At 72.0% G+C, this 21468-nt stretch carries 21 protein-coding genes and 1 tRNA gene; 7 read left to right on the top strand and 15 right to left on the bottom strand.

Annotation, left to right across the window (positions count from 1 at the left end; all coding sequences use genetic code 11):
• Positions 1-4 precede the first annotated feature (4 nt).
• Entirely contained in the window at positions 5-850 is an 846-nt protein-coding gene (locus tag MYMAC_RS01640) for an ROK family protein (protein WP_204817323.1), read from the top strand.
• 18 nt (positions 851-868) lie between these two features.
• Here MYMAC_RS01640 and MYMAC_RS01635 read toward each other — a convergent pair whose 3' ends face one another.
• Positions 869-1405, bottom strand: a complete 537-nt coding sequence (locus tag MYMAC_RS01635) for a pyridoxamine 5'-phosphate oxidase family protein (RefSeq protein WP_095956785.1) — start codon at positions 1403-1405, stop codon at positions 869-871.
• Positions 1406-1568: 163 nt separating this feature from the next.
• On the opposite strand from MYMAC_RS01635, the gene MYMAC_RS01630 reads away from it, so the two are divergent.
• Together MYMAC_RS01630 and MYMAC_RS01625 are read left to right on the top strand one after the other, a co-directional pair.
• The gene (locus MYMAC_RS01630) at positions 1569-2501 is read left to right on the top strand and encodes an HNH endonuclease (protein ID WP_095956784.1); all 933 of its coding nucleotides are present in this window, start codon (positions 1569-1571) and stop codon (positions 2499-2501) included.
• A 105-nt stretch (positions 2502-2606) separates the two neighbouring features.
• The gene (locus MYMAC_RS01625) at positions 2607-2762 is read left to right on the top strand and encodes a hypothetical protein (RefSeq protein ID WP_239989271.1); all 156 of its coding nucleotides are present in this window, start codon (positions 2607-2609) and stop codon (positions 2760-2762) included.
• A 1-nt stretch (position 2763) separates the two neighbouring features.
• Here the strand turns inward: MYMAC_RS01625 and MYMAC_RS01620 are convergent, their stop codons facing one another.
• The gene (locus MYMAC_RS01620; RefSeq protein ID WP_095956783.1) at positions 2764-3066 is read right to left on the bottom strand and encodes a hypothetical protein; all 303 of its coding nucleotides are present in this window, start codon (positions 3064-3066) and stop codon (positions 2764-2766) included.
• Between the two features lie 97 nt (positions 3067-3163).
• Positions 3164-3457, bottom strand: coding sequence for a ubiquitin carboxyl-terminal hydrolase 14 (locus MYMAC_RS01615; RefSeq protein ID WP_095956782.1), 294 nt, complete (start codon positions 3455-3457; stop codon positions 3164-3166).
• 159 nt (positions 3458-3616) lie between these two features.
• Between MYMAC_RS01615 and MYMAC_RS01610 the strand changes: the two genes are divergently transcribed.
• Positions 3617-5029: a DHA2 family efflux MFS transporter permease subunit gene (locus tag MYMAC_RS01610; RefSeq protein ID WP_095956781.1), complete on the top strand. Its 1413-nt coding sequence runs from the start codon at positions 3617-3619 to the stop codon at positions 5027-5029.
• 246 nt (positions 5030-5275) lie between these two features.
• Here the strand turns inward: MYMAC_RS01610 and MYMAC_RS01605 are convergent, their stop codons facing one another.
• From MYMAC_RS01605 to MYMAC_RS37125, 5 genes are all read right to left on the bottom strand, one after another.
• Positions 5276-5512, bottom strand: a complete 237-nt coding sequence (locus tag MYMAC_RS01605) for a hypothetical protein (protein WP_095956780.1) — start codon at positions 5510-5512, stop codon at positions 5276-5278.
• Between the two features lie 150 nt (positions 5513-5662).
• The gene (locus tag MYMAC_RS01600) at positions 5663-6244 is read right to left on the bottom strand and encodes a thioredoxin family protein (RefSeq protein ID WP_095956779.1); all 582 of its coding nucleotides are present in this window, start codon (positions 6242-6244) and stop codon (positions 5663-5665) included.
• A 49-nt stretch (positions 6245-6293) separates the two neighbouring features.
• The gene (locus tag MYMAC_RS01595; RefSeq protein ID WP_095956778.1) at positions 6294-8621 is read right to left on the bottom strand and encodes a protein-disulfide reductase DsbD family protein; all 2328 of its coding nucleotides are present in this window, start codon (positions 8619-8621) and stop codon (positions 6294-6296) included.
• A gap of 191 nt (positions 8622-8812) precedes the next feature.
• The gene (locus MYMAC_RS01590; protein ID WP_013936529.1) at positions 8813-10066 is read right to left on the bottom strand and encodes a vWA domain-containing protein; all 1254 of its coding nucleotides are present in this window, start codon (positions 10064-10066) and stop codon (positions 8813-8815) included.
• Between the two features lie 268 nt (positions 10067-10334).
• Entirely contained in the window at positions 10335-10496 is a 162-nt protein-coding gene (locus MYMAC_RS37125; protein WP_170114691.1) for a hypothetical protein, read from the bottom strand.
• Between the two features lie 545 nt (positions 10497-11041).
• Between MYMAC_RS37125 and MYMAC_RS01585 the strand changes: the two genes are divergently transcribed.
• Entirely contained in the window at positions 11042-13258 is a 2217-nt protein-coding gene (locus MYMAC_RS01585; RefSeq protein WP_095956777.1) for a (Fe-S)-binding protein, read from the top strand.
• Positions 13259-13355: 97 nt separating this feature from the next.
• Here the strand turns inward: MYMAC_RS01585 and MYMAC_RS01580 are convergent, their stop codons facing one another.
• The 7 genes from MYMAC_RS01580 to MYMAC_RS01550 form a co-directional block, all read right to left on the bottom strand.
• Complete coding sequence (locus MYMAC_RS01580; protein ID WP_204817321.1) at positions 13356-13826, bottom strand: ankyrin repeat domain-containing protein; 471 nt, start codon at positions 13824-13826, stop codon at positions 13356-13358.
• Positions 13827-14025: 199 nt separating this feature from the next.
• Positions 14026-14550, bottom strand: a complete 525-nt coding sequence (locus tag MYMAC_RS01575; protein WP_095956775.1) for a DUF6484 domain-containing protein — start codon at positions 14548-14550, stop codon at positions 14026-14028.
• 151 nt (positions 14551-14701) lie between these two features.
• Positions 14702-15670 carry a TolB-like translocation protein gene (locus tag MYMAC_RS01570; RefSeq protein ID WP_095956774.1) on the bottom strand — a complete coding sequence of 323 codons (969 nt, stop codon included), beginning with the start codon at positions 15668-15670 and terminating at the stop codon, positions 14702-14704.
• A gap of 90 nt (positions 15671-15760) precedes the next feature.
• Positions 15761-16288: a non-proteolytic archaemetzincin-like protein gene (locus MYMAC_RS01565; protein WP_043709580.1), complete on the bottom strand. Its 528-nt coding sequence runs from the start codon at positions 16286-16288 to the stop codon at positions 15761-15763.
• Between the two features lie 61 nt (positions 16289-16349).
• Positions 16350-16423, bottom strand: a tRNA-Gln gene (locus MYMAC_RS01560).
• Positions 16424-16630: 207 nt separating this feature from the next.
• Complete coding sequence (locus MYMAC_RS01555) at positions 16631-17791, bottom strand: RtcB family protein (RefSeq protein WP_095956773.1); 1161 nt, start codon at positions 17789-17791, stop codon at positions 16631-16633.
• A complete protein-coding gene (locus tag MYMAC_RS01550; RefSeq protein WP_095956772.1) occupies positions 17788-18150 on the bottom strand; it encodes a ribosome-binding factor A in 363 nt (120 codons plus the stop codon). The genes MYMAC_RS01555 and MYMAC_RS01550 overlap by 4 nt, the downstream gene beginning before the upstream one ends.
• A gap of 501 nt (positions 18151-18651) precedes the next feature.
• Here MYMAC_RS01550 and MYMAC_RS01545 point away from each other — a divergent pair.
• Together MYMAC_RS01545 and MYMAC_RS01540 are read left to right on the top strand one after the other, a co-directional pair.
• The gene (locus MYMAC_RS01545; protein ID WP_013936538.1) at positions 18652-20043 is read left to right on the top strand and encodes a dihydrolipoyl dehydrogenase family protein; all 1392 of its coding nucleotides are present in this window, start codon (positions 18652-18654) and stop codon (positions 20041-20043) included.
• A gap of 185 nt (positions 20044-20228) precedes the next feature.
• Positions 20229-21392: a glycosyltransferase family 87 protein gene (locus tag MYMAC_RS01540; RefSeq protein WP_204817319.1), complete on the top strand. Its 1164-nt coding sequence runs from the start codon at positions 20229-20231 to the stop codon at positions 21390-21392.
• Positions 21393-21468 lie beyond the last annotated feature (76 nt).

The following is a 21468-nucleotide window of genomic DNA, read 5'->3' as shown; positions in this document are numbered from 1 at the left end:
TTGCATGCGTGATTGGGACGTGCGGCGACTGGTGCTGCCGGGTGTATCACCGCTGGAGGTGTGGAACCTGCCCGTGCAGGGGCGCGAGCTGTGGGAGGTGCTCGGGGCGCCTCGCGTGGAAGCGGACCGGAGCGCGGGCGTGCCCGAGCGAGCGCTCGCTGGACGGCTGCGCCCGGCCCTCACGGTGGCGTTGTCGACCCTGGCGAAGCGGCACGTCGTGGATGCCGTGTGGCTCAGTGGTGGGCTCGTCTGCCTGGAGGGGTTTGGCGAGATGCTCGCGCGCGTGGCCCCCGCGCTCCCCTGCCCCGTCTACGCGGCGGAGCATCCGCTCTTCGCCCCGGCCCAGGCGGGCCTGCGCCTGTTGGCGCCCTTCGCGCCCGCCCATCCGGTGGCGCTCGACGTGGGGCAGACCGGCATCAAGTGTGTGAGCCACACGGCGGCGCCGCGCATCTTCGAGCGCGACACGGCCCTGCTCCCCCGGTACTTCATTGGAATGGCGCGCCCCACGGACGGGCGCCACGTGAAGGCGGCGGTGGCGTTCATCGCCAGTGCCCTGCGGGTCTTCTCGGCGCGGCCACCCGATGCCCTGTGCCTCGCGCTGCCGTGCCCGCTGGACGCGATGCTGGTGCCAGGAGGCTGCACCTACGGCTGGGAGGGACAGGCGTCGCTGGTGGCGGACATCCTCCGAGCGGCGCTGGGGACCGAGGGGCACGGGACGGCGCTGGTGCTCAACGATGCCGAGCTGGCCACGGAGGCCGCGCGGAGTGATGCGCGGCTGGCGCGTCACTCGCGCGTGCTGTGCCTCACCCTGGGCTTCGGGCCGGGTGGCGCGCTGCTGGAGCGGCGCTGAGCGGGCGCTCCGTATTCCTCAGTGCAGGTCCAGCTCCTTCTTCGGTGCGATGTCGGGGCGCTGCTTCGTCACCAGCGCCTTCGCGGTGCTGAAGAGGACCTTGAGCTTCCCGCCCGCCGGGTGGACATATTCGGCGTGCTCGGGCGTGAAGCGCAGCAGGGCGATGTCTCCCTCGTCCGGACCTTTGGGGAACCAGGGCTTCCAGCCGGGCTCCCACAGGTCATGGATGGTCCTCCGGTCCCGGACAATCTCCACCACGCCCGACACGGAGAGGTAGGTGGCGCTGTCCTCCGACGCGTGGAAGGCCAGGGAGCAGTGCGGGTCTGACTCCAGGTCCTGCACCTTCTGCGTGTCCGCCCAGGTGGCGAACCAGAGCACGGTGCCCGACTTGTGCTTCTTCGCCACCGCCATGGGCCGCGTGTGGAAGTGCCCGTCCGCGCCACGGGTGGTGAGGAGCGCGGTGTCGTAGTCCTTCAGCAGGGCCTCGAACTCGCGGCGGTCTCCCTGGATGACACCCTGCGGCTGGTTCGTCGTGCTCTCGCGTGGCTGTTCCATGGGGCTGACCTTTCGTTCGCCATCGTGAAGTCCCTGGTGAACGTAGGGATGCGCGGGCCATGAGGAAGCAGCGGAGCCGGGGACGCGCGGACCGCTCCCCTGGCGGGCTGGTCGCGAGGTCCGATGGCCTCGCCGCCGGCCTGGACCTGGTAGCCTGGCCGGGTTGACGAACCAGGACCTCGACTGGCCCATCCGGGTCGCCGCCATGAACGCGCTGCAGAAGCTGGTGCGCCAGCATGGCGAGGTGCTGCCCTGGAACGTCATCAATCAAGGCTTCACGTACCAGGGCGAGACGCTGCACTTCGCCAACCGCGCGCGCGGCATCTTCTGGCCCCGGCACATGCGCGAGACGGCGCTGTCCATCAAGACGACCGTGCCCCGCGAGGGCCGCGAGGCGCGCTACGACGACCTGCGCTCGAACGAGGGCTTCCAGTACCGGTTCCAGGGAACGGACGTCGAATCACGCGACAACCGGCGGCTCGTGAGGGGCATGGCGTGGGACGTCCCGCTCATCTACTTCTACGGCATCGAGTCCGGCTTCTACCGGCCCATCTGGCCCGTCTACATCGCCGAGGTGAACCCGGCCGAGCTGAGCTTCACCGTCGTCTCCGCCGCCCCGGACGCGGAGGTGCTGACGCCCGGGCTCCACGCGGCGGACCCGAAGCTCCTGAACCTGGAGCGCCGCTACGCCACGGTCCAGATGAAGAAGCGGCTGCATCAAGCCGCCTTCCGGCAGCACGTGCTGCGCGCCTATTCGCAGCGGTGCGCGGTGTGCCGGTTCCCCCGTCTGGAGCTGCTGGACGCGGCGCACATCCTTCCGGACCGGGACGAGCGCGGCCGGCCGGAGGTCCCCAACGGGCTCGCGCTCTGCAAGCTCCACCACGGCGCCTTCGACACGGACCTGCTGGGCATCCGCCCCGATGGCATCATCGAAATCGCGCCCCGGCTGCTCGCCGAGCGCGACGGCCCCACGTTGGAGTACGGACTCAAGTCCTTCGCCGGAAAGGCGCTGAGCGTCCTGCCGGAGTCCCGTGAACAGCAGCCGCGCCGCGACTACCTGGAAGCCCGTTACGAGCGCTTCCTCAAGGCGAGCTGACCCGATGGCCAGGAGACCTCCCCAAATGGGCAGGGCAGCGCCCTGACCGGTCCGCCGGCATCGTCTGGGACGCCGAGGCCCCCCATCCTCACCACCAGCCAGGCCGTGGAGCACGAGGCCGGCCTCCAGGTGGATGACCTGCAGCGGCTCATGGCGCTGGCCACGGAGGACGAGGTGACGCTGGAGCTGCTGCGCGGGGGCGGCGGCCGGAAGACGGCCCGGGCGCGGAGGCGGCCTCGCATCGGGCCCGTGGCCGCCTGACTCAGGCCACGACGCCGCGAGGCGTCCTGCCCTCCGCGTCCGGCATCTTCCCCTGGAGGAGCAGGTTGTCGTCCCGGCAGAGGCTCTTGTAGGACCACACCCAGAACGAATCTCCAGGACGTGACTCCTGGAGATATTCGTCCAGCACGTCGGCGTCGTCGCAGATGAAGCGGTGCGGGGCGCGCGTCTCCCGGTAGAAGCGGTGCTCGATGATGAGCGGGCTTTCGTTCGCCAGCATCTCCCGCAGGCGGCTCAACGTCTCCGGGTCGGTGATGCGCGAGCCTTCGAGAGTCCACGCGTCCATGGGTGCGGTGCCGCGCCTTTCTTCCCACGAGCTGAAAAGGGCCCGGGGATGATAGCGGAGGACTCTGCTAGCACAGCCCCTCGCGAGCAAGTCCACGTCACAAGCGCGCGTCCTGGGAGGACCCCGGCCGGTGCTCGGTGAAGAGCTCGTCCTCGTAGCACCAGGCCCACGCCTCGCCCGGCTCGAAGGACTGGATGACGGGGTGGGCCGTCCGCTGGAAGTGCTTCGTGGCGTGCCGGTTCGGGGATGAGTCACAGCACCCGACGTGGCCACACGTCAGACAGCGGCGCAGATGCACCCAGCTCGCCCCCATGGCCAGACACTCCTCGCAGCCTCGCGCGCGAGGGGGCGGGTCACCCGCCTGTTCGAGGTGCTCGCAAATCGGTTCCATGTGACCTCCCTTCTGGACGCCCAGCGCCCTCCACACCGTAGGCACTGAGTCACAGGTCCATCAGCGGCCACCGGCCAGGGCGGCGAGCCACCGAAGCCCCGTCCTCTTCACGGTCCGATGATTGGCGCACGCGCGGCCCCGGGTGCACGGTAGAGCCCCATGGCCACCACTCCCCCCGGCACCCCCGTCGCCTATGACAGTCCCCGGGGCAGAGGCGTGTTGCTCGCGAGCGTCCTGGGCAGCGGCATGGCGTTCCTCGACTCCACGGCCGTCAACGTCGCCCTGCCCGCCATGGGCCGGGAGCTCCAGACGGGCCTGTCCGGCCTGCAGTGGGCGGTGGACGCCTACCTGCTCACGCTCGGCTCCCTGGTGCTCACGGGAGGGGCGCTGGGCGACGCGAAGGGACAGCGGCGCGTCTTCCTGCTGGGCATGCTCGCCTTCACCGTCACGTCCGTGCTGTGCGGGCTGGCGCCGAGCGCCTGGACGCTGGCCGCCTTCCGCGCCGCGCAGGGCGTGGGGGCCGCGCTGCTGGTGCCCGCGAGCCTCGCCCTGCTGCGCACGTCATTCCCGCCGGAGGACCGGCAGCGCGCCGTGTCCGCCTGGGCCGGGCTGTCCGGCGTCACCACCGCCGTGGGGCCGCTGCTGGGCGGCTGGCTCGTGGACGCGGGCTCGTGGCGCTTCGTCTTCTTCCTCAACGTGCCCCTGGCCGCGCTCACCGCGTGGGCGGCGCTGCGCCACGTTCCGGACATCGCGCCACAGGCGGGGACGCGGGGGTTGGACCTCGCGGGCTCGGTGACGGCGGCGCTCGGCCTGGGAGGCCTCATCTACGCGCTCATCGAAGGGCCCGCCCATGGGTGGCCCCTGGCGGCCATCGTCGCCGCCCTCGTGGGCGCGGTCCTGCTCGCGGGCTTCTTCGCGTTGGAGGCGAGGCAGCGAGCCCCGATGCTTCCCCTCACCCTCTTCCACTCACGGACCTTCTCCGGCGCGAACCTCACCACGCTCGTCGTGTACTTCGCGCTGGGTGGGGCCACCTTCCTGGTGGTGCTCGCCCTGCAGCAGCAGCTTGGCTATTCGGCGCTCGGCGCGGGGGCCGCGTTGCTGCCCATCACCCTGCTGCTGCTCCTGCTCTCACCGCCGGTGGGCCGGCTGGCGGGACACCTGGGCGCGAGGCCGCTGATGACGGCGGGGCCGCTGCTGGCGGGCATGGGGCTGGCGCTGCTGACGCGCATCCAGCGTGGGGGTGACTACGTCAGCACCGTGCTGCCCGGCATCGGGGTGTTGGGCCTGGGCCTGGCGCTCACCGTGGGCCCCCTCACGGCGGTGGTGCTCGGCGCCGTCGAGGACCGCTACGCGGGCATCGCCTCTGGCGTGAACAACGCCGTGGCCCGCATCGCCGGACTGCTCGCGGTGGCGCTGCTGCCCCTGCTGGGCGGGCTGGCCGGCGACAGCGGCGTGGACTTCCTGGTGGGCACCCGCCGCGCGCTCTGGGTGTCCGCCGGCCTGTGCGCCGTGGGCGCCCTGTGCGCGTGGCTCACGATTCCGCGCGAGGCGGGGCGCACGCCCTCCGCGTGACACGGACGCAGGGCAGGCGAACGCCGGGCACGACGGGTGGGGCGCACGCCCTCCGCATCGCAGGGGCACGGACCAAGCGACCCTTGGGCCCCCACGCGTGGCGCGCCCGCTCCGGTGAACCGGACCGGCTCCCAACGCCGCGAGGACCCAATGCGCCCTACCGCCGCCGCGGGGCGCACGCCGCCCCAGGTTGGCCCGGCCGGGTTTCAACATGGCCCCCCAGGAGAGGCCCCCCGCGCTCACGGCTCAACGGCGTCCGTGCTCGTCACTCAGCGGCGGTGCCTCGCGCGCCGGCTCGGTGCCCTCCTGGGCGCCGTAGCCCCCGATTCCCTTCTGGAGGATGCGGTCCTCGCCCACGTCCTCATCCGTGACGTCGCCGCGCACCGCGCCCTTCTGGTGCCTCGCCTCGCGCTCCAGCTCCTCCGGGCGCGTGGTGTCCATCCGCTCATCGCCCCGCACGGGGCTGCCCTTGTTGTCGGCCATGGTGGTTTCCCCTTTCGGAGGGAAAGGTCCGAAGCCTCCTCGCGCTGGGCAAGCCACCTGCCCTGGCGCCACCGCCCGCCGGACAGGCAGAAGGCCCCCGCCCCAGCGCGGGACGAGGGCCTTCGGGAATCAACACCGCCGCGCTTCGCGCTAGCTCTTGTACTTCACCGAGCAGCCATAGGGCGTGGTGGTGCTGGTGGGGACCTGCTGGCCGCCCACCACCGCGTCCACCGCCGTCTTCACGTGGTTGGACGGCCTGGCGTTCTTGCCGCGCGGGTCATCGTCGATGGCGCCCGCGTAGCGGACGACGCCCTTCTCGTCGATGACGTACATGTGCGGCGTCGTCTTCGCGCCGTAGGACTTGCCCACCGTGCCGCTCGCGTCCTGGAGCACCGGGTAGGGGAAGCCCTCTTCCTTCTTCCAGGCCGCGGACTTCGCCGGCGTGTTGTGCGCGGTGGAGTCCACCGCCAGCCACACGACCTTCTTCGCGTCGAAGCCCTTCAGCGTGGTGGCCATCGTGTCGCTCTTGTAGTGCCGCTGCACGAAGGGGCACTCGGGGTTGGTCCACTCGAGCACGACGACCTTGCCCTTGTACTGCGCCAGCGTGTGCTCCTTGCCGGACTCGTCCTTCAGCGTGAAGGACGGCGCGGGCTTGCCGACCTCCGCGTCAGCCAGAGCGGGCGCACTCACGAACAACGTACCCACGGCGAGAGCGGTGAAGACCTGCTTCATGATGTTCCTCCAGCGTTCTTGAGACTGCGGGGGAGAGACGGCACGGCTGTCAGTGATTGGGGAAGCCCGCGGCGCAGAGGACGTTCGCGCCGCCGCCCAGCTTCGAGGGTGCGCACTCCGCCGCGCGCTTCACCGCGTCCGACACCAGGCCCGGGGTGAGCAACTCCGGCAGCACCTCCGGCGTGGCGGGAGCGCCCGGGCTGAGCACCAGGTACATGGGCACACCGGCCCGGCCATGCTCGGCCAGCTTGGCGGTGATGCGCGCGTCCCGGCGCGTCCAGTCCGCGATGAAGAAGGCCACCTGGTGCTTCGAGAAGGCGTCACGGACCTCGTCGGTGGACAGCACGGTGCGCTCGTTGAACTTGCAGGTGAGGCACCAGTCCGCCGTGAAGTCGATGAACACCGGCTGGCCCGCGGCCAGCGCCGAGTCCACCGCGTCCGCGCTCCACGGCCGCGCCGTGGCCACCGCGGACCCGAGCGGGGGCGCCGCCGCGGGGCCCTGGTCCTCGAAGCGCAGCGTCAACAGGCCGGACGCCACCAGCACACCGGCGGCCACTCCCACCGTGGCCAGCCTGCGCACGCCATCCTGCGCCTGCCCCTGGCCATACAGCCACGTGACGAGCCCCACCGCGACCAGGAACGCCAGCAGCCGCGCCATGCCGTCCACGCCGGCCAGCCCGCCCATCACCCACACCAGCCAGACGGTGGTGCCCAGCAGCGCGAAGCCCAGCACCTGCTTGAAGCGCTCCATCCACGCGCCCGGCCTGGGCAGCTTCTTGGCCAGCCCGGGCACCAGCACCAGCACGCAGAAGGGCAGCGCGAGCCCCAGCCCCAGCGCGGTGAAGACGGCCAGCACCGTCAGGGGCCCGGCCGCGAAGGCGAAGCCCACCGCGGTGCCCAGCAGCGGCGCCGAGCACGGCGTGGCCAGGACGACGGCCAGCACGCCCTCGCCGGCGCTGTGCATCAGGCCGTGGCTCTGGTCCACCTTGCCCGCCAGCGCGGTGCCATCCAGGCCCACGTTGAAGACGCCGAAGAGGTTGAGCGCGAAGGCCACCAGCACCGCGCAGACGCCCGCGACGAAGAGCGGCTCCTGGAACTGGAAGCCCCAGCCCACGCTCGCCCCGCCCGCGCGCACCGCCAGCACGCCGCCCGCCAGCAGCAGCATGGTGCCGATGATGCCGCCCGCGTAGGCCGCCGCGTGCGCGCCCACGCGGCCCTGCTCCTGCTGCACCATGCGCGTGAAGCCGTAGGCCTTGAGCGCCAGCACGGGGAACACGCACGGCATCAGGTTGAGCAGCGCGCCGCCGAAGAAGGCGAACACCAGCGCCAGCCCCAGGCCCATGGACGACTCGGCCGCGGGCGGCGTGGCGACGGCGGCGCCCACCGGCTTCACCGCGGCGATGCTGTCCTTCACCGACGGCGGCTTCACCGCGGCCGGCGTCCCCGCCGCCGCGCCACTTGCCGCCACCATGGGGGCCAGCGGCGCCGTCACCTCCAGGTACTGGTAACCGGTGGCCGCCGTGCCCAGGCGCAGCACGCCCGTCAGCCCCGGCGCGGTGGCCTGCACGTCCGGCTCCGCCTTGCCCTTCAGCTTGAAGCGGCCCGGTCCCTCCGCCGACAGTCCCACGCGCGCCACGCCCGGGATGCGCTCGGCGACGAAGAAGTCACCCTCCACCGCGGGCACGGCCGCGCCGCCCGGGGCCGTCACGGTGAGGGTGCCGGTGAAGTCCTGGCCCGCCGTGAGCTGGGGCGCGTCCAGCGCCAGCGTCGCCACGTGGCCGCTGTCCCGGGCGGGACGGGGTACCTTGGCCAGCTCCGCGTCGAAGACGGCCGCCGTCTCGGCGTCGCGCACCGTCTGGGGGCCCAGGGGAAGCGAGCGCGTCAGCACCAGCTCCGCGGGGATGCAGTGCACCTCGCAGACCAGCGCCTCCACGGCGGCGGACACCGTCAACACCCCCGTGGTGGGGCCCTCCATGGCCTTGGCGTCGGCGATGAGGATGGCCTCGCCGTCGTAGCCGTGGGTGGTGATGAAGCCGTCGGGCGTGCGGAAGGTGTGCGGGAAGGGCCACTGGAGCGGCCCCACGGTGACGCCGGGCGTGTCCCACGCGACCTCCGTCTCCAGGCCCGAGTCACCCGGGTTCTTCCAGTAGACGTGCCAGCCCGGGTCCAAGCGGAAGCGCACGCCCACGCGGAAGGTGTCCCCCGGCTTCACCTGGGTCGCGTCCACCAGCAGGGCGCCCTCGATGCGCGGGTCCCCTTCATCCGGCGCGCTCGTGGCCACGGCCGACGCGGGCAGCTCCGCCCACGCGACCGCCGCCACCAGCAGCAGTCCGATTCCGCCAACCACGCCGAGCCTCTTGGACCGCCGATGCGTCATGCGACTCCCGTTAACCCAGAGGAGGCCGTCCCGCCAGCGGCAGACACCCGGCCCCGAGCACAGTGAACCATCCGGGCAGGCGGGCATTCCCCCTGATGACGCGCCACGCCCTCTGCCAGGCGGACGGCCAGGGGTTACAGCGTCACAGAAGAGACGTCATGACCCCACAGAGGGCGGCCGAGCGTCGGCCGTCAGTCCTCGGTCTTCCAGGGCAGCAGCGCGGGCGCGGGGGCGGCGGGGCCCACGCGGCTCATGGTGATGCGGGAGACCTCGGAGTGCGCGCGGCGCATCACCAGGGCGGGGTTCTGGTTGGCGCGGCGCTCAATCACCCGGCGCAGGTCCGCCAGCCGCTCCACGTGGCGCTGCGCGGGCACGTCGGATGCGCCCAGCCGCGCGAGCTTGTAGAGGGCCACGTCGGCGGCCTCCAGCGCCCGCTCCGCGGCGTCCTGGTGACGGCGGCCCAGGGCCTTCCACGCGGTGGCCTCGGCGGCGACCAGGTCCAGCTCGGAGGCGACGGCGCGCACGAAGCGGCCCGCCTCGCTGTCGGGCAACACGCGCGTCACCGGGATGGTGATGCGCCGCGTGTCGCCGTGCTCGGAGTAGGACGTCGTCACCCCCAGGTTCCACTCCGCCTCCCCCAGCATGCCGGAGAAGAGGACCCGGCGCGGGAAGGCCTGGGAGACGGCGCCCAGGGTGGCGCTCATGGCGTCTCCCTCCACGCGCGAGGGATAGCGGTGGCGGCAGCGGACGTCGGCGAAGCCCGAGGGCAGCACGTGCACGCGCGCGTCGGCGACGACCTCACCGAAGAGCTCGGCGCCGAGCTGGCCCACGGCCATGGGCAGCCCTTCCGGGTCATCCACGTGCACGAAGCCGGTGCCGGAGGGGCTGGTGAGGGCCTCCAGGACGTCGGGCAGGTAGTGGCGGCCCAGGCCCAGCGCGTGGAGCATGACGCCGGACTCGGCGACGCGGGCGCCCAGCGTCTTGAACTCGGCGAGCTGCGACGGGCCCACGGAGGGCTCGCCGTCGGTGAGCATCAGCACCTGGGGCCGGGCGCCGGGCACGAGCACGCGGCGGGCGGCCTCCGAGGCGCGCTCCACGGCCTCGTGCAGGGCGGTCCCCTCGCCGGACTCCAGGCGCGCGAGCACCTTGAGGAGCTGCGCGCGGGCGCTGGCGTCCATGGCGCGCATGGGGAGGACCTGCTCGGGCTCCGCGTCGAAGGTGAGCAGGCCCAGGTAGTCCCGGGGGCTGGCGCGCTCGACGAGCGCCTGGGCGGCCTGCACCGCGGCGAGCAGCGGCACGCCGCGCATGGAGGCGCTGCGATCCAACGCCAGGTTGATGGCCACGGGGGCGCGCGGGGCGTCGGCGTCGGCCTCCAGGGTGACGAGGAGGAGCACCTCGCGGCCGTGCTCGCCGTCACGCTCCACTGCCCAGGCCGTCTGCTTCATACGTACTCCCCCGTGGTCGCACGAGGCATTGTGCCGCGAATCAATCTGCGAGGGCGGAGCGCCCCCGATGCCGGAAGTCTCATGGGCCACAACGCACGGGAGCGGGGGACGCCCACGGGCAGGCTGCGGGGTCTGAGAATGTCGGGAGTCGTGCTTTGGAGCAAGGGGGGGCCCGGGGGCTCACCGTCGCGGGAGCCACCACGCGGGCATCCGTCGCCCCGGTTACCGCGAGTGCCCCCGCGCTTCCACCGGCCGCGGGGGCCGCGAACTACTCAGCCGCGCTCCAGCCGCCCCAGGACTCCTCGGCGTAGCCCCAACGGCGGCCGGGCGCGCCCTCGTCGGCCCCCGAAGACTCCGCGTCGGCGTCCTGCCGCGGATCCACATAAGGCAACCCTTCATCGTCCATGTACGTGGTGTCGTCGTGAACCATCGTCGGCTCCTCTGGAGGCCACCCTGGTGGAGGGGGGCATCCCGCTTCGGTCGACCCGGGCTCGCCCCATGCGAGGCCCGCTCAAGCAGGCGTTGACCGATTTACCGACCATGTTGGGGATGTCGCCCCGCGTTGTAAAGCCCTTGGGGTCTCAAAGTTCCAGGCGCCGTGGAGCCCGTCCGCCTACCTGCCCGCTCTCCAGCAGTGAGAGCTTGTACTTCCAGGCAGTTACGAACCGTCAGACGTCGGACAGAGCCCGTGGCAATCGCACAAGGTAAGTCCTGGGGACCCGGCAGGGAAGCCCTCCGCGGTTTACCGGCGCGCATTTTCAGCAGGTGCCCGGCGGCGGCTTCACACCGGTAAATCCGTGCGATGGCCGCCCTCCCCCCGGCGGACCCGCCCGGGGTTCTCCAGTGAAGGACGCCTGGGGCAGCAGGGTGCTTGATTCGCGAATCACCCCTGTTAGGGTTGAAGCGTACTCAAGAATTTGCCGCGCCGCGGCAGCCCGGGCCCATCCGCCGCGCCCTAGAGGTCCTCAGAGTCCCATGAGTCCCATCATCACCGGCCTGTTGCTAGCCCTCGCCGTTCCCATCTTCGTGATGACCATGTCCGGTCGCGTGGGCGTCCTGCTCGCGATGAAGAAGGAGAACCGGCTCGACAACATCCCCTTCCGCGTGGCGCAGCTGGTGCGCTTCGGCCTTGGCCAGAAGCGCCTGGTGGATCCGGAGGAGTTCACCCCGGGCCTGTTCCACGTGCTCATCTACGCGGCCTTCATGGTGCTGGCGGTGCGCACCGTCATGCTCTTCGCCATGGGCTTCTCGTCCACGGCGCTGGAGGTGCTGACGGACCTGAGCCACCCGTTCTGGGTGGATCAGACGCTGCTGCTCGGCCTGTACAAGGTCTACCTGCTGGCCAAGGACGTGGTCGCCGCGCTGGCCCTGCTGGGCGTGGCCTACTACGTCTGGGTGCGCTGGAAGGTGAAGCCGGACCGCATGACGCCGTCGTGGGAGGCGTACCTCATCCTGGGCTTCATCGGCGGCCTGATGGTCTCCGAGTTCCTCTTCGGTGGCAGCCACATGGTGGCCCAGCACGCCGCCGCCGCGCAGCAGGTGCAGATGGGCGCCACGCAGGTGCCCCAGTCCCCGGCCGCGCTGGTGTGGTGGGAGCCGTTCACCAGCCTGACGGGCCTGGCGATGATGCCGCTGGGCGCCACGGCCGCGCACGTGGTGGGCGTGGCCGGCTTCTGGACCCACCTGGTCATCATCCTGGCGTTCCTGAACTTCCTGCCCATTGGCAAGCACTTCCACATCATCACCGGCCTGCCGACCGTCTTCTTCCAGCGCACGCACTCCACCGGCAAGCTGCCCACGCCGGACCTGGAGAAGGAGGAGTTCGGCGCGGCCACGGTGAAGGACCTGACGTGGAAGCAGGGCATGGACCTGTACTCCTGTACGGAGTGCGGCCGCTGCCAGACGCACTGTCCCACGTACATCACCGGCAAGCCCCTCACGCACAAGGGCGTCAACCAGGACCTGAAGCACTGGATCTGGGACAACGAGCAGTGGGTGGAGGAAGGCTACGGCCCCAACGGCATCAAGGAGCCGCTGCCGGAAATCGTGGGCAGCGCGCTGTCCGCGGAGACGGTGTGGGCGTGCACGAGCTGCGGCTGGTGCGAGCAGGCCTGCCCGGTGTTCATCGAGAACGTGCCGCGCCTCATCGACATGCGCCGCTACCAGGTGCAGGTGAAGGCGGAGTTCCCGCCGGAAATCCAGCGCGTGTTCGAGGGCATCGAGCGCCAGGGCAACCCCTGGGGCCTGGGACAGGACAGGCGCGACGAGTGGGCGGAGGACCTGGCGCTGCCCACGTGGGGTGACGACGGCGGCCCCTACGAGTACCTCTTCTTCGTGGGCTGCGCGGGCAGCTACGACGACAAGCAGAAGAAGGTCAGCCGCGCGCTGGTGAAGATTCTGCGCGAGGCGGGCGTGAGCTTCGCCACGTTGTCCAAGCAGGAGATGTGCAACGGCGACTCCGCGCGCCGCATGGGCAACGAGTACCTGTTCCAGACGATGGCGAAGACGAACGTCGAGTCGTGGAACTCGATGGGCGTGAAGGCCGTCATCACCCAGTGCCCGCACTGCTTCAACACCATCAAGAACGAGTACCCGGAGTTCGGCGGCGAGTACCGCGTCATCAACCACACGCAGCTCATCAACGAGCTGCTGAAGGAGAAGCGCATCAAGCTCTCCGCGGTGATGAACAGCAAGCTCACCTACCACGACCCCTGCTACCTGGGCCGCCACAACGGCGTCTATGACGCCCCCCGCGAGGTGCTCAACGCCATCCCCGGGCTCGAGGTGGTGGAGATGCAGCGCAGCAAGCGCGAGGGCTTCTGCTGCGGCGCCGGCGGCGGCCGCATGTGGATGGAGGAGCACCTTGGCACGCGCATCAACCACAACCGGTTGAACGAGGCCGCGCTGACGCTGAAGCACGCCGAGGACCCGAGCACGCCCTTCCCCAACGCCGCGGACAAGAAGAAGCCGGGCCAGGTGGGCGACTACAAGGACAAGGGCGGCAGCGGCATCGTCGCGGTGGCGTGCCCGTTCTGCTCCACGATGCTCTCCGACGCGGTGAACGACACCGGCCGCGAGGAGAACATCAAAATCAAGGACATCACCGAGCTGGTGGCCGACGCGCTGGAGACGAAGAGCGGCGCGGTGGGCACCGTGGCCCCCGGCGCCACGGTGAGCGCCAAGCCGGAGTAGCGCCGGTGTGGCGGGCCCGCGCAAAGGGCCCGCCCGCTTCGCGGCACGCACGAGGGCCCGGAGGCTTCCACCGCGAAGCCCCGGGCCTTCGCCGCTTCTAGGGCTTGCGCTGCTTCTCCGAGCGGAACACGCGCTCCAGCCGCTTCGTGGCGCCGGCGTCCCCCAGCTTGCCGGAGACGTAGGCCCCCGCCGAGGCGAGCTTGCGGCGGAAGCTGTTGTCCGGCGGGGGCGGCGCGTCCAGGCGCAGGTCCGTGATGCCCAGGCCGGAGAGTAGCGTGCGCGCCAGGTCCTGCTCGTCGTCACGCGCGTGGGGCATCAGCCACTGGCAGACCTCGGCGTGGCCGTGCGCGGCGGCCATGATGAGCGCGGACTCGCCGATGGAATCCGTCAGGTCGGGCTCCGCGCCCGCCTCCAGCAGGAGCCGCACCAGGTCCGCCCGTCCCGCGCGGGCCGCGGCCATCAGCGGCGTGCGCCCCTCTTCATCAAAGGGGTTCGGGTCCGCGCCAGCGGACAGGTGGGACTCCACGGCGTCACGGTCGCCCGCGAGCACGGCATCGAAGAGGGACATCGTCAGACCTCCGCGCGGCAGCATCGCGCCTTGGGGCACCGGGGCGCCAGTCGCCGCGGGGACGCCCCGTGCCCTGGCCGCCTCCCGGCCTCACGTCGGGGCCCCAAGGCGGCACACGCCGCATGGCCCCGTCCGAGGCGAGGCCGGCTCGCCGACCCGGCGCGGGCCAGCCAGCCCACGTCACCCTACGCCCGGCGCTTCAGTTGATTTCCACCGTGCCGCCCTTGATGCGGTGGGTGCCGGTGGCGCGCGACTCCAGGTAGGTGCCCTTCACGATGACCTTGCCGTTGCGGCGCAGGGTGATGCTGGCCTCGCCGCACTTGAGGACGACCTCGTCCTGGCCCTCGATGACGACGCGCTTGCCGTCGACGTGGGCCTCCGTGGGCCGCGGCGCGGCCTCCTGGGGCGGCGCCTCCAGCAGCGCGTCCAGCAGCGGCGTGGCGCTGGGCTCCTGGATGAGCCCCATGACGAAGGGCAGCCGGGCGTCGCCGTTCTCGAAGAGGAGCACCACCTTCTGCCGCTGGGCGACGGCGGCCTGGAGCGCCTTGGGCTCCACGACGACGGCGAGCCGCGCGGGCACCGGGCCCGAGGCGCTCCCCGGGAAGTCCACCAGCACCGCGCCGCTGGCATTGAAGCCGGCCAGGTGGCCCGCCCGGCTCCCCAGGATGGGCTCCTGGGACGGCGAGCCAGAGGCAAGGGACTTGCTGTCGGGTGACACGCTCATGCCTGCATCTCCATGCGTCAGGCTACCGCAGGCGCCCCCCGCGGCGCGAATCAGGCCCGAAGCGCCGCCCTTGAATGCCCGGCGGGCGGCACCGGCGCCACCCCGCATGGCCCGAGCCTGGCCACGCGGGGGACGCCCTCGACGGCCTACGTCAGATGGGCCCGTAGGACGGCTCCGTGGCGCTGGGCACCGCCAGCGACACCGAGCCCGTGCCCAGGTTCGCCCGGTAGATGGCCGGGTCACCGCCGCCGGAGGTGATGAGGAAGCCGAGCTGGCTGTTCCCCGTCCAGCTCGGCCACGACTCCTCGGAGCCCGCCCCGCTGCTGGTGACGCGCTGGAGCCCGCCCACGTTGGAGCCCGACAGCGGCGCCACGAAGACGCGCGTGCCCCCGGAGGAGAGCCTCCCGTCCACCGCCACCTGCGAGCCGTTGGGCGACACCGCCACGCGGTTCTCCACGAACTGCACCCCGGCGCTCAGGGAGGAGTAGGTGATGGCGCCGCCGTTGAGCGGCACGTAGGCAAGCTGGTCCAGTTGGTTCAGGCCGCTGCCCGCGCCCGCCACCACCGCGCTGCCATTGGGCACGAAGGACGGCGCGCCGTAGGCGATGACGTTGTTGGGCGTGAGGTCCTGGAAGCCGCTGCCATCCGTGTTGATGCGCGCCAACGCCGTCTGCGAGCTGTTGGCCGGCGAAAAGACGAAGACGACGCTGCGGCCGTCCGGGCTGAAGGTGGGCGTGCGGAAGTTGGCGCAGCCGCGCGCGCACGCCGGGTCGTTCGCCCGGAACAGGGTGGCCGGCGTCCCGCCGGTGGTGGGCACCGTCAGCAGCGAGGTGGCGCCGCCGCTGCGCTGGACGAACACCACGCCGCGGCCGTCACGCGACACGGAGGGCCAGTAGGCGCCGCCCACGCTGGTGAGCCGCTGCGGGCTGTTGGCGTCGCCGTCGTCGTCCACCACGTAGACGTTGCGGTCATCCTCGCGCACGAAGGCGAAGCCGCGGGTGAATTCGACGTCCCCGATGGTGCCGCCACCGCCGTCGTCCAGGGGCTCGCAGCCCCCCAGCATCCCCACCGCCAATACCGCTGCTCCGAGGAACCTCCGCTTGCCCGTCATCGTCGTCACTCCGCGTCCCGGCCGTAAGAGAGCCCCGTACTACAGGGCGCACCGGGACCGACGTCAACGCGCCACGGGTGATTCAACGCACGGAGAACGTCAGCGGTTGAGCTTCTGGAGCTCGTTGCGGCAGAGGTTGCAGAGCGAGAGCTGCTTGCGGTCGCAGTCCTGCGGCGTCTGCGCGAAGAACATCACGCACCGCGGGTCCTCGCAGTAGGACAACCCGAGCAGGTGCCCCGCCTGGTGCACCACCTCCACCTGCGCGCGGCGCCGCAGCGTATCGCTGGTGGCGCCCTGGGCCAGGCGGTGGAGGCTCATCACCGCCGTCTTCGACTCGCGGTCCGCCTCCCCGAAGACGAAGGGGGAGTCCGGGACGAAGAGGTCCACGTCGGTGATGCCCAGCACCGCGAACTGGCCGGGCTCCATCATGGGCGTGAGCCGCCGCATGATGGCGTTGCAGTGGTACTGGCCGCGGTCCTTGTTGAAGGCGTAGGCGGGCGTCGGGAGCACCGTCTTCGACACCACGGCCGCGACACCCACGTGCGCCGCCAGCGGGTCCTGCAGGTCCCTCAACAGAGAAACGGGCGGGCTACCCACGGAGACCAGAAGGAGTGTCTTTTGCGGCATCGGCCCACCGTCCTTCATGCACGGGACGGACGCTTGGCTACCGCGTCCCCCCGGAGCGGAGTGGCTGGGGCGCAAGGATTCGAACCTTGATACTCAGAGTCAAAGTCTGATGTCCTGCCATTAGACGACGCCCCAGCAGGTTCTCTCGTGTACTTCTGGTGGCCGAGTGTACGGCATCCCGGCGGGTGCGGGGAACTCCCCTGACGCGGTTCCCTGCAATGTCAGCCACTGGACCCCTCGCCCGGGCTCCGAAGGTGGCTGGAGCCGGGCGCATTGTGGTGCTCCCATTACACCCCAGGTAAAGCCGCCCCCGGATTTCCGCCAGGGGCGGCCCGCGCCCGGTCAGCCCTTGAGGACGGCGAGCGGCGTGAGGCGCGTCAAGGGGCGGACGAGGTCGGCCTCGTCCTCCAGCACCTCGGTGATGTCCCGGTAGGCGGCGGGGGCCTCCTCCACCAGCGTGGCGGCGCGTTCGCGCGCGTACACCACGCGGCGCAGCAGGTGCTCCAGCGCCGCCGGGCGGATGCGCGCCCGCGCCTCCGAGCGCGAGAGGACGCGGCCCGCCCCGTGTGAGCAGGAGCGGAAGGCGCGCGGCTCGCCCCGGCCCTCCACCACGTAGGACGCCGTGCCCATGGAGCCGGGGATGAGCCCGCGCTGCCCGGCCTCGAGCCCCACCGCGCCCTTGCGGTGGACCCACAGCAGGCGGCCGCCGTGTTCCTCCTGTGCGACGTGGTTGTGGTGCACGTCCACGCGGGACGCGGCGTCGGCGGCCACGCCCAGGGCTTCCTCCAGGACGTCCAGCGCGCGGGCGGCGATGGCCTCCCGGTTGGCGAGCGCGAAGCGGCAGGCCCACCGCGTGTCAGCGACACAGGCCGCGCCCTCGGGGGTGCGCGTGCTCAGGCCCGGCAGGCTGCCTTCCCCGAGCGCCCGGGCCACCCGCACATGGTGGTCCGCGATGGCCGCGCCGACGCCGCGCGAGCCGGTGTGCAACAGCAACCAGAGCGCCCCTTCCGCGTCCCGGTCCAGTTCGAGGAAGTGGTTGCCGCCACCGAGCGTCCCCAGGTGCCTGGGCGCCAGCCGCTCCCAGGCATGGCTCAGCTTTCCGGTGGACAGGGGCGGTGACGCCAGCGCGTCGGGCAGGGGCAGCCCCCGGCCCCGGTGGACGGCGTCGCCCACGGGGATGCGCTCGGCCAGCCGGGACAGCACGCGCTCCAGCACGTCCCGGCCGGGGAGGCCCGTGGTGAGCGGGAAGCGCCAGGCGCTCACGCCGCAGCCCAGGTCCCCGCCCAGCGCCCCGGGCACGACGTGGTGCTCGGTGGCGAAGACGGTGCCCACGGCGATGCCGGAGGCGACGTGGAGGTCCGGCATGGCGGCCACGTGCTCCACGACATAGGGCTGGGCGGCGAGGTGACGGAGCTGCTTCTCCGCGCCGGGAGGCAGCGCGCGCGCCCAGACGAGGATGGGACGGCCGCCCGGCGCGGCTGGGAGGAGGCGGGGCAGCGTCATGACTCGCCCTCCTCCGGCGCCCCGGGCGAGGGCTCCGCGACGCCGATGTAGATGAAGCGAAGCTGCGGCACCCGCTTGAGGTTCAGGTGCTCCGCGAGCTGTGAGCGCAGGTAGCCGCTGGCGCCCTCGAGCGCCACCTGCAGGGGCCGAAGGCCGCCCGCCGCGGCTTCGGGCGTGACGGTGTAGCCGATGCGGACGAGGCGGCCATCCGGCGACAGCTCGAAGGACGCCAGCGCGACGCCCTCCAGCCGCGGGTCGGACAGCTCACCCCGGAAGGTCCGGGAGACTTCCTGGGACAGATGGGACTGCACGCGCAGGTGGCGCGACGACGGGGTACGGCGATTGCTGGAAGAGGACATGAGAGGACGAACGGTTCCCAGAAGGCCGCGCGTGCGCCTCGTGCGCTCCCGGCTTCACGCCGTCAGCGGTCCACGAGGCACACGCCGGCCCATTGCACGCAGACGCAGGCTCCGCGCGCAGGCCGTACCCGAGGCTCTGGAGACGCGCTCCGTCCCGCTCAGCGAGGGAGGCGGCCCACCGGGTTCAGCACGTTCAGCGCGGAGCGACCCGAGACTCCATTCAAGACACGTCCCATGGCACACCTCCCGCCGCGTGCGTGACTCCCGCGCGGACCGTGATGCTGCGCGAACAAGATGCGACCGCCTCCTTGCCCGCGTCAAGCGCCGGGCCGGGACGGCCGGACGCGGGCAGGCCTGACAGCCAGCCACCCTCCGGGCCCAGGCCCTGTGTCCGGTGTCGGAGGGTGGCCACCCTCACTTTCCAGCAGCGGACGTGCGTCTCAACGCGGCCGTGGGCACCGCCCGCCGCCGCGCTACGCAGCGGGCAGGAGGTGAAGGCACATGGCGGAAGCGTTCGACGTGGTGGTGATTGGGGCGGGGCCCGCGGGAGAGGTCGCCGGTGCGCGCGCGGCGGAGGCCGGGCTGTCCGTGGCGCTGGTGGAGCATGAGCTGCTCGGCGGCGAGTGCTCGTACTGGGCCTGCATCCCCAGCAAGGCCCTGCTGCGCCCGGGGGAGGTCCGGTCCCTGGCGGAGCATGCCGTGGGCGTGCGCGAGAAGCTGCAAGGCGGCATCGACGCGCGCGCGGTGCTGGCCCACCGGGATTCAATGGTCAGCAACTACGACGACGACTCCCAGGTGAAGTGGGCCGAGGAGGCGAAGCTGAAGGTGGTGCGGGGCACCGGCAAGCTCACCGGCCCGCGCAAGGTGCGCGTGGAGAGCAAGGACGGCACCGTGCGCGAGCTGGAAGCCCGCAAGGCCGTGGTGCTGGCCACCGGCAGCCGCCCGCGCATCCCGGACATCCCCGGGCTGAAGGACGCCCAGCCCTGGGACAACCGCCAGGGCACCGCGGCCAGGAGCGTGCCCAGGCGGCTGGTGGTGCTGGGCGGGGGCGCCGTGGCGGTGGAGCTGGCCCAGGCGTGGCGCTCGCTGGGCTCCGAGGTGACGCTGGTGCAGCGCGGGAAGGGCCTGCTGTCCCGCGCGGAGCCCTTCGCGGGCGAGCAGGTGGCCCAGGCGCTGCGGGACGCCGGCGCGCGCGTGCTGCTGGGGGCGACGGTGAAGGGCGTGCAGCGGCCTGGCGGCAAGGGCGAGGTGACGGTGACGCTGTCGAATGGCGAGCAGGTCGTCGCGGACGAAATCCTGGTGGCCATGGGCCGCATCCCCCGCACGGAGGGAGTCGGCCTGGAGGCGGTGGGGCTGGAAGGCGGCAAGCCCGTGGAGGTGGATGACCAGCTCCGCGCGAAGGGCGTGGAAGGCGGCTGGCTCTACGCCTGCGGCGACGTCAACGGCCGCAACCTCCTCACCCACATGGGCAAGTACCAGGCGCGCCAGGTGGGCGACGTCATCGCGGGCAGGCAGGCAAGGGCCTGGGCGGACGCGAAGGCCACCCCGCAAGTCATCTTCACCCACCCGCAGGTGGCCAGCGTGGGCCTGACGGAAGCCAAGGCGCGGGAAGCCGGGCTGCCGGTGCGCACGGTGGAGAAGAACCTCCAGGACGTGTCCGGCACCGCGCTGGTGGGCAAGGGCCTCACGGGCACCGTGAAGTGGGTGGTGGACGAGCAGCGCCGCGTCCTGGTGGGCGCCACCTTCACCGGGCCAGAGGTGGGAGAGATGCTTCATGCGGCCACCATCGCCGTGGCGGGCGAGGTGCCGCTCGACACGCTCTGGCACGCGGTGCCGTCGTTCCCCACCATGAGCGAGGTGTGGCTGAAGCTCCTGGAGGCATACGGCCTGTAGGCGCGGGCCCCTCCGTTGCGTGCGTGGGGCCGGGCGTGAAATGGTGCCGCTGCCCACCCCACCCCTCCCTTCCGATGACCGCCGTCGCTCCGGAGCCGCCTGGCTCCGAATCCCCCCCACCGGCCGCGGGTGAGGGGACAATTCCTGGAGGGGGGGCGCCCTGGGCGCGCCAGGCCTGGTGGCTCGTGCTGGCCGTGCTGGCGGTGGCCGCCGTCGCCGTGGGCCAGCATCCCCGCAGAGGCGTGGACTTCCGCGTCTACCTCATGGCGGCGGAGCGCTTCTGGGAGGCCTCGGACATCTACCGCCTGTCCGACGGCCACATGCCGTTCAAGTACGCGCCCATCACCGCGCCGCTCTTCCTTCCCTTCACGCTGCTCCCCGCGCGCGCCGCCGTGGCCCTGTGGAACCTGGGCTCCATCGCCGCGCTGGTCGCCGTGGCCCGGCTCACCCTGCGCGCCACGCGTCCGACGCGAGGCGCCGCCCCCTGGGCCTGGGCGCCGGTCCTGACGACGCTGACCCTGCTGCCCGCCTTCACCCTGGAGCTGTTCTACGGGCAGGTGGACGCCGTCATCCTGCTGCTCATCCTCCTGTCCGCGTGGGGCGCCGAGCGCGGACAGGTGTGGCGTCCCGGCGCCGCCTTCGCCGTCGCCTTCCTGCTCAAGCCGCCCGCCGCCCTCGTCGGCCTCTTCTTCCTGTGGCGCCGGCACTGGCGCGTCATCGGCGCCACCGCGGTGGTGGGCCTGGCGCTCACCCTGCCCACCTTCGCCCGCTATGGCTGGGACGGCACGCTGACGCAGTTCCAGCTCTGGAGCGACACGCTGGCCCGCACCACGCCGCCCTGGGCGCTCCAGCACAACACGCAGGGCCTGCCCACCCTGCTGCTGGCGCTGGTGTACCCGCCCGACACCGTGGTGGCTCCCGGCGACATGTCGCTGGCGCAGGCCTTGGCGCTGATCCTCTTCGTCGCCGCCGTGGTGTGGGCAAGACCCGGGCCAGCGCACCTCCTCGCGGTGTGTTGCCTGGGTGTCACCCTGCTGTCACCGCTGGCGTGGCGCGCGAACTACGTCCTCGCCTGGCCGTTGCTCCACGCCGCGGTGGAGAGCCGCCACCGCGGCAACCTGGCGCTGGTGGCGCTCATCGCCCTCACGGGCGCGCTCGTCTCGGACACGGTGATGGGGCTGGAGTGGAGCCGCCAGGTGCTCCAGTGGCGTCCCTTCCCGCTCGTCTACACGGTGCTGCTCATCGCCCTGCTGCCGCAGATGCGCCGCCTGGGCGCACCGCGCGCGGCAGTGGACGCTGACGCCGTGTCACGCCTGCCACGTTGCTCGGGTGGCGGGCTCGCGCCGTGACGCGTCCGTCAAGGTGATGGAAGCAAAGTGTCACGGGGACCGGACAGGCCCGACACATGGCGTCGCTATATGCGCG

The sequence above is a fragment of the Corallococcus macrosporus DSM 14697 genome, from assembly GCF_002305895.1.
GTDB classification, from domain to species: domain Bacteria; phylum Myxococcota; class Myxococcia; order Myxococcales; family Myxococcaceae; genus Myxococcus; species Myxococcus macrosporus.
The sequence above is the reverse complement of the archived record's forward strand: the minus strand, read 5'-3'. Positions and strand labels throughout refer to the sequence as shown.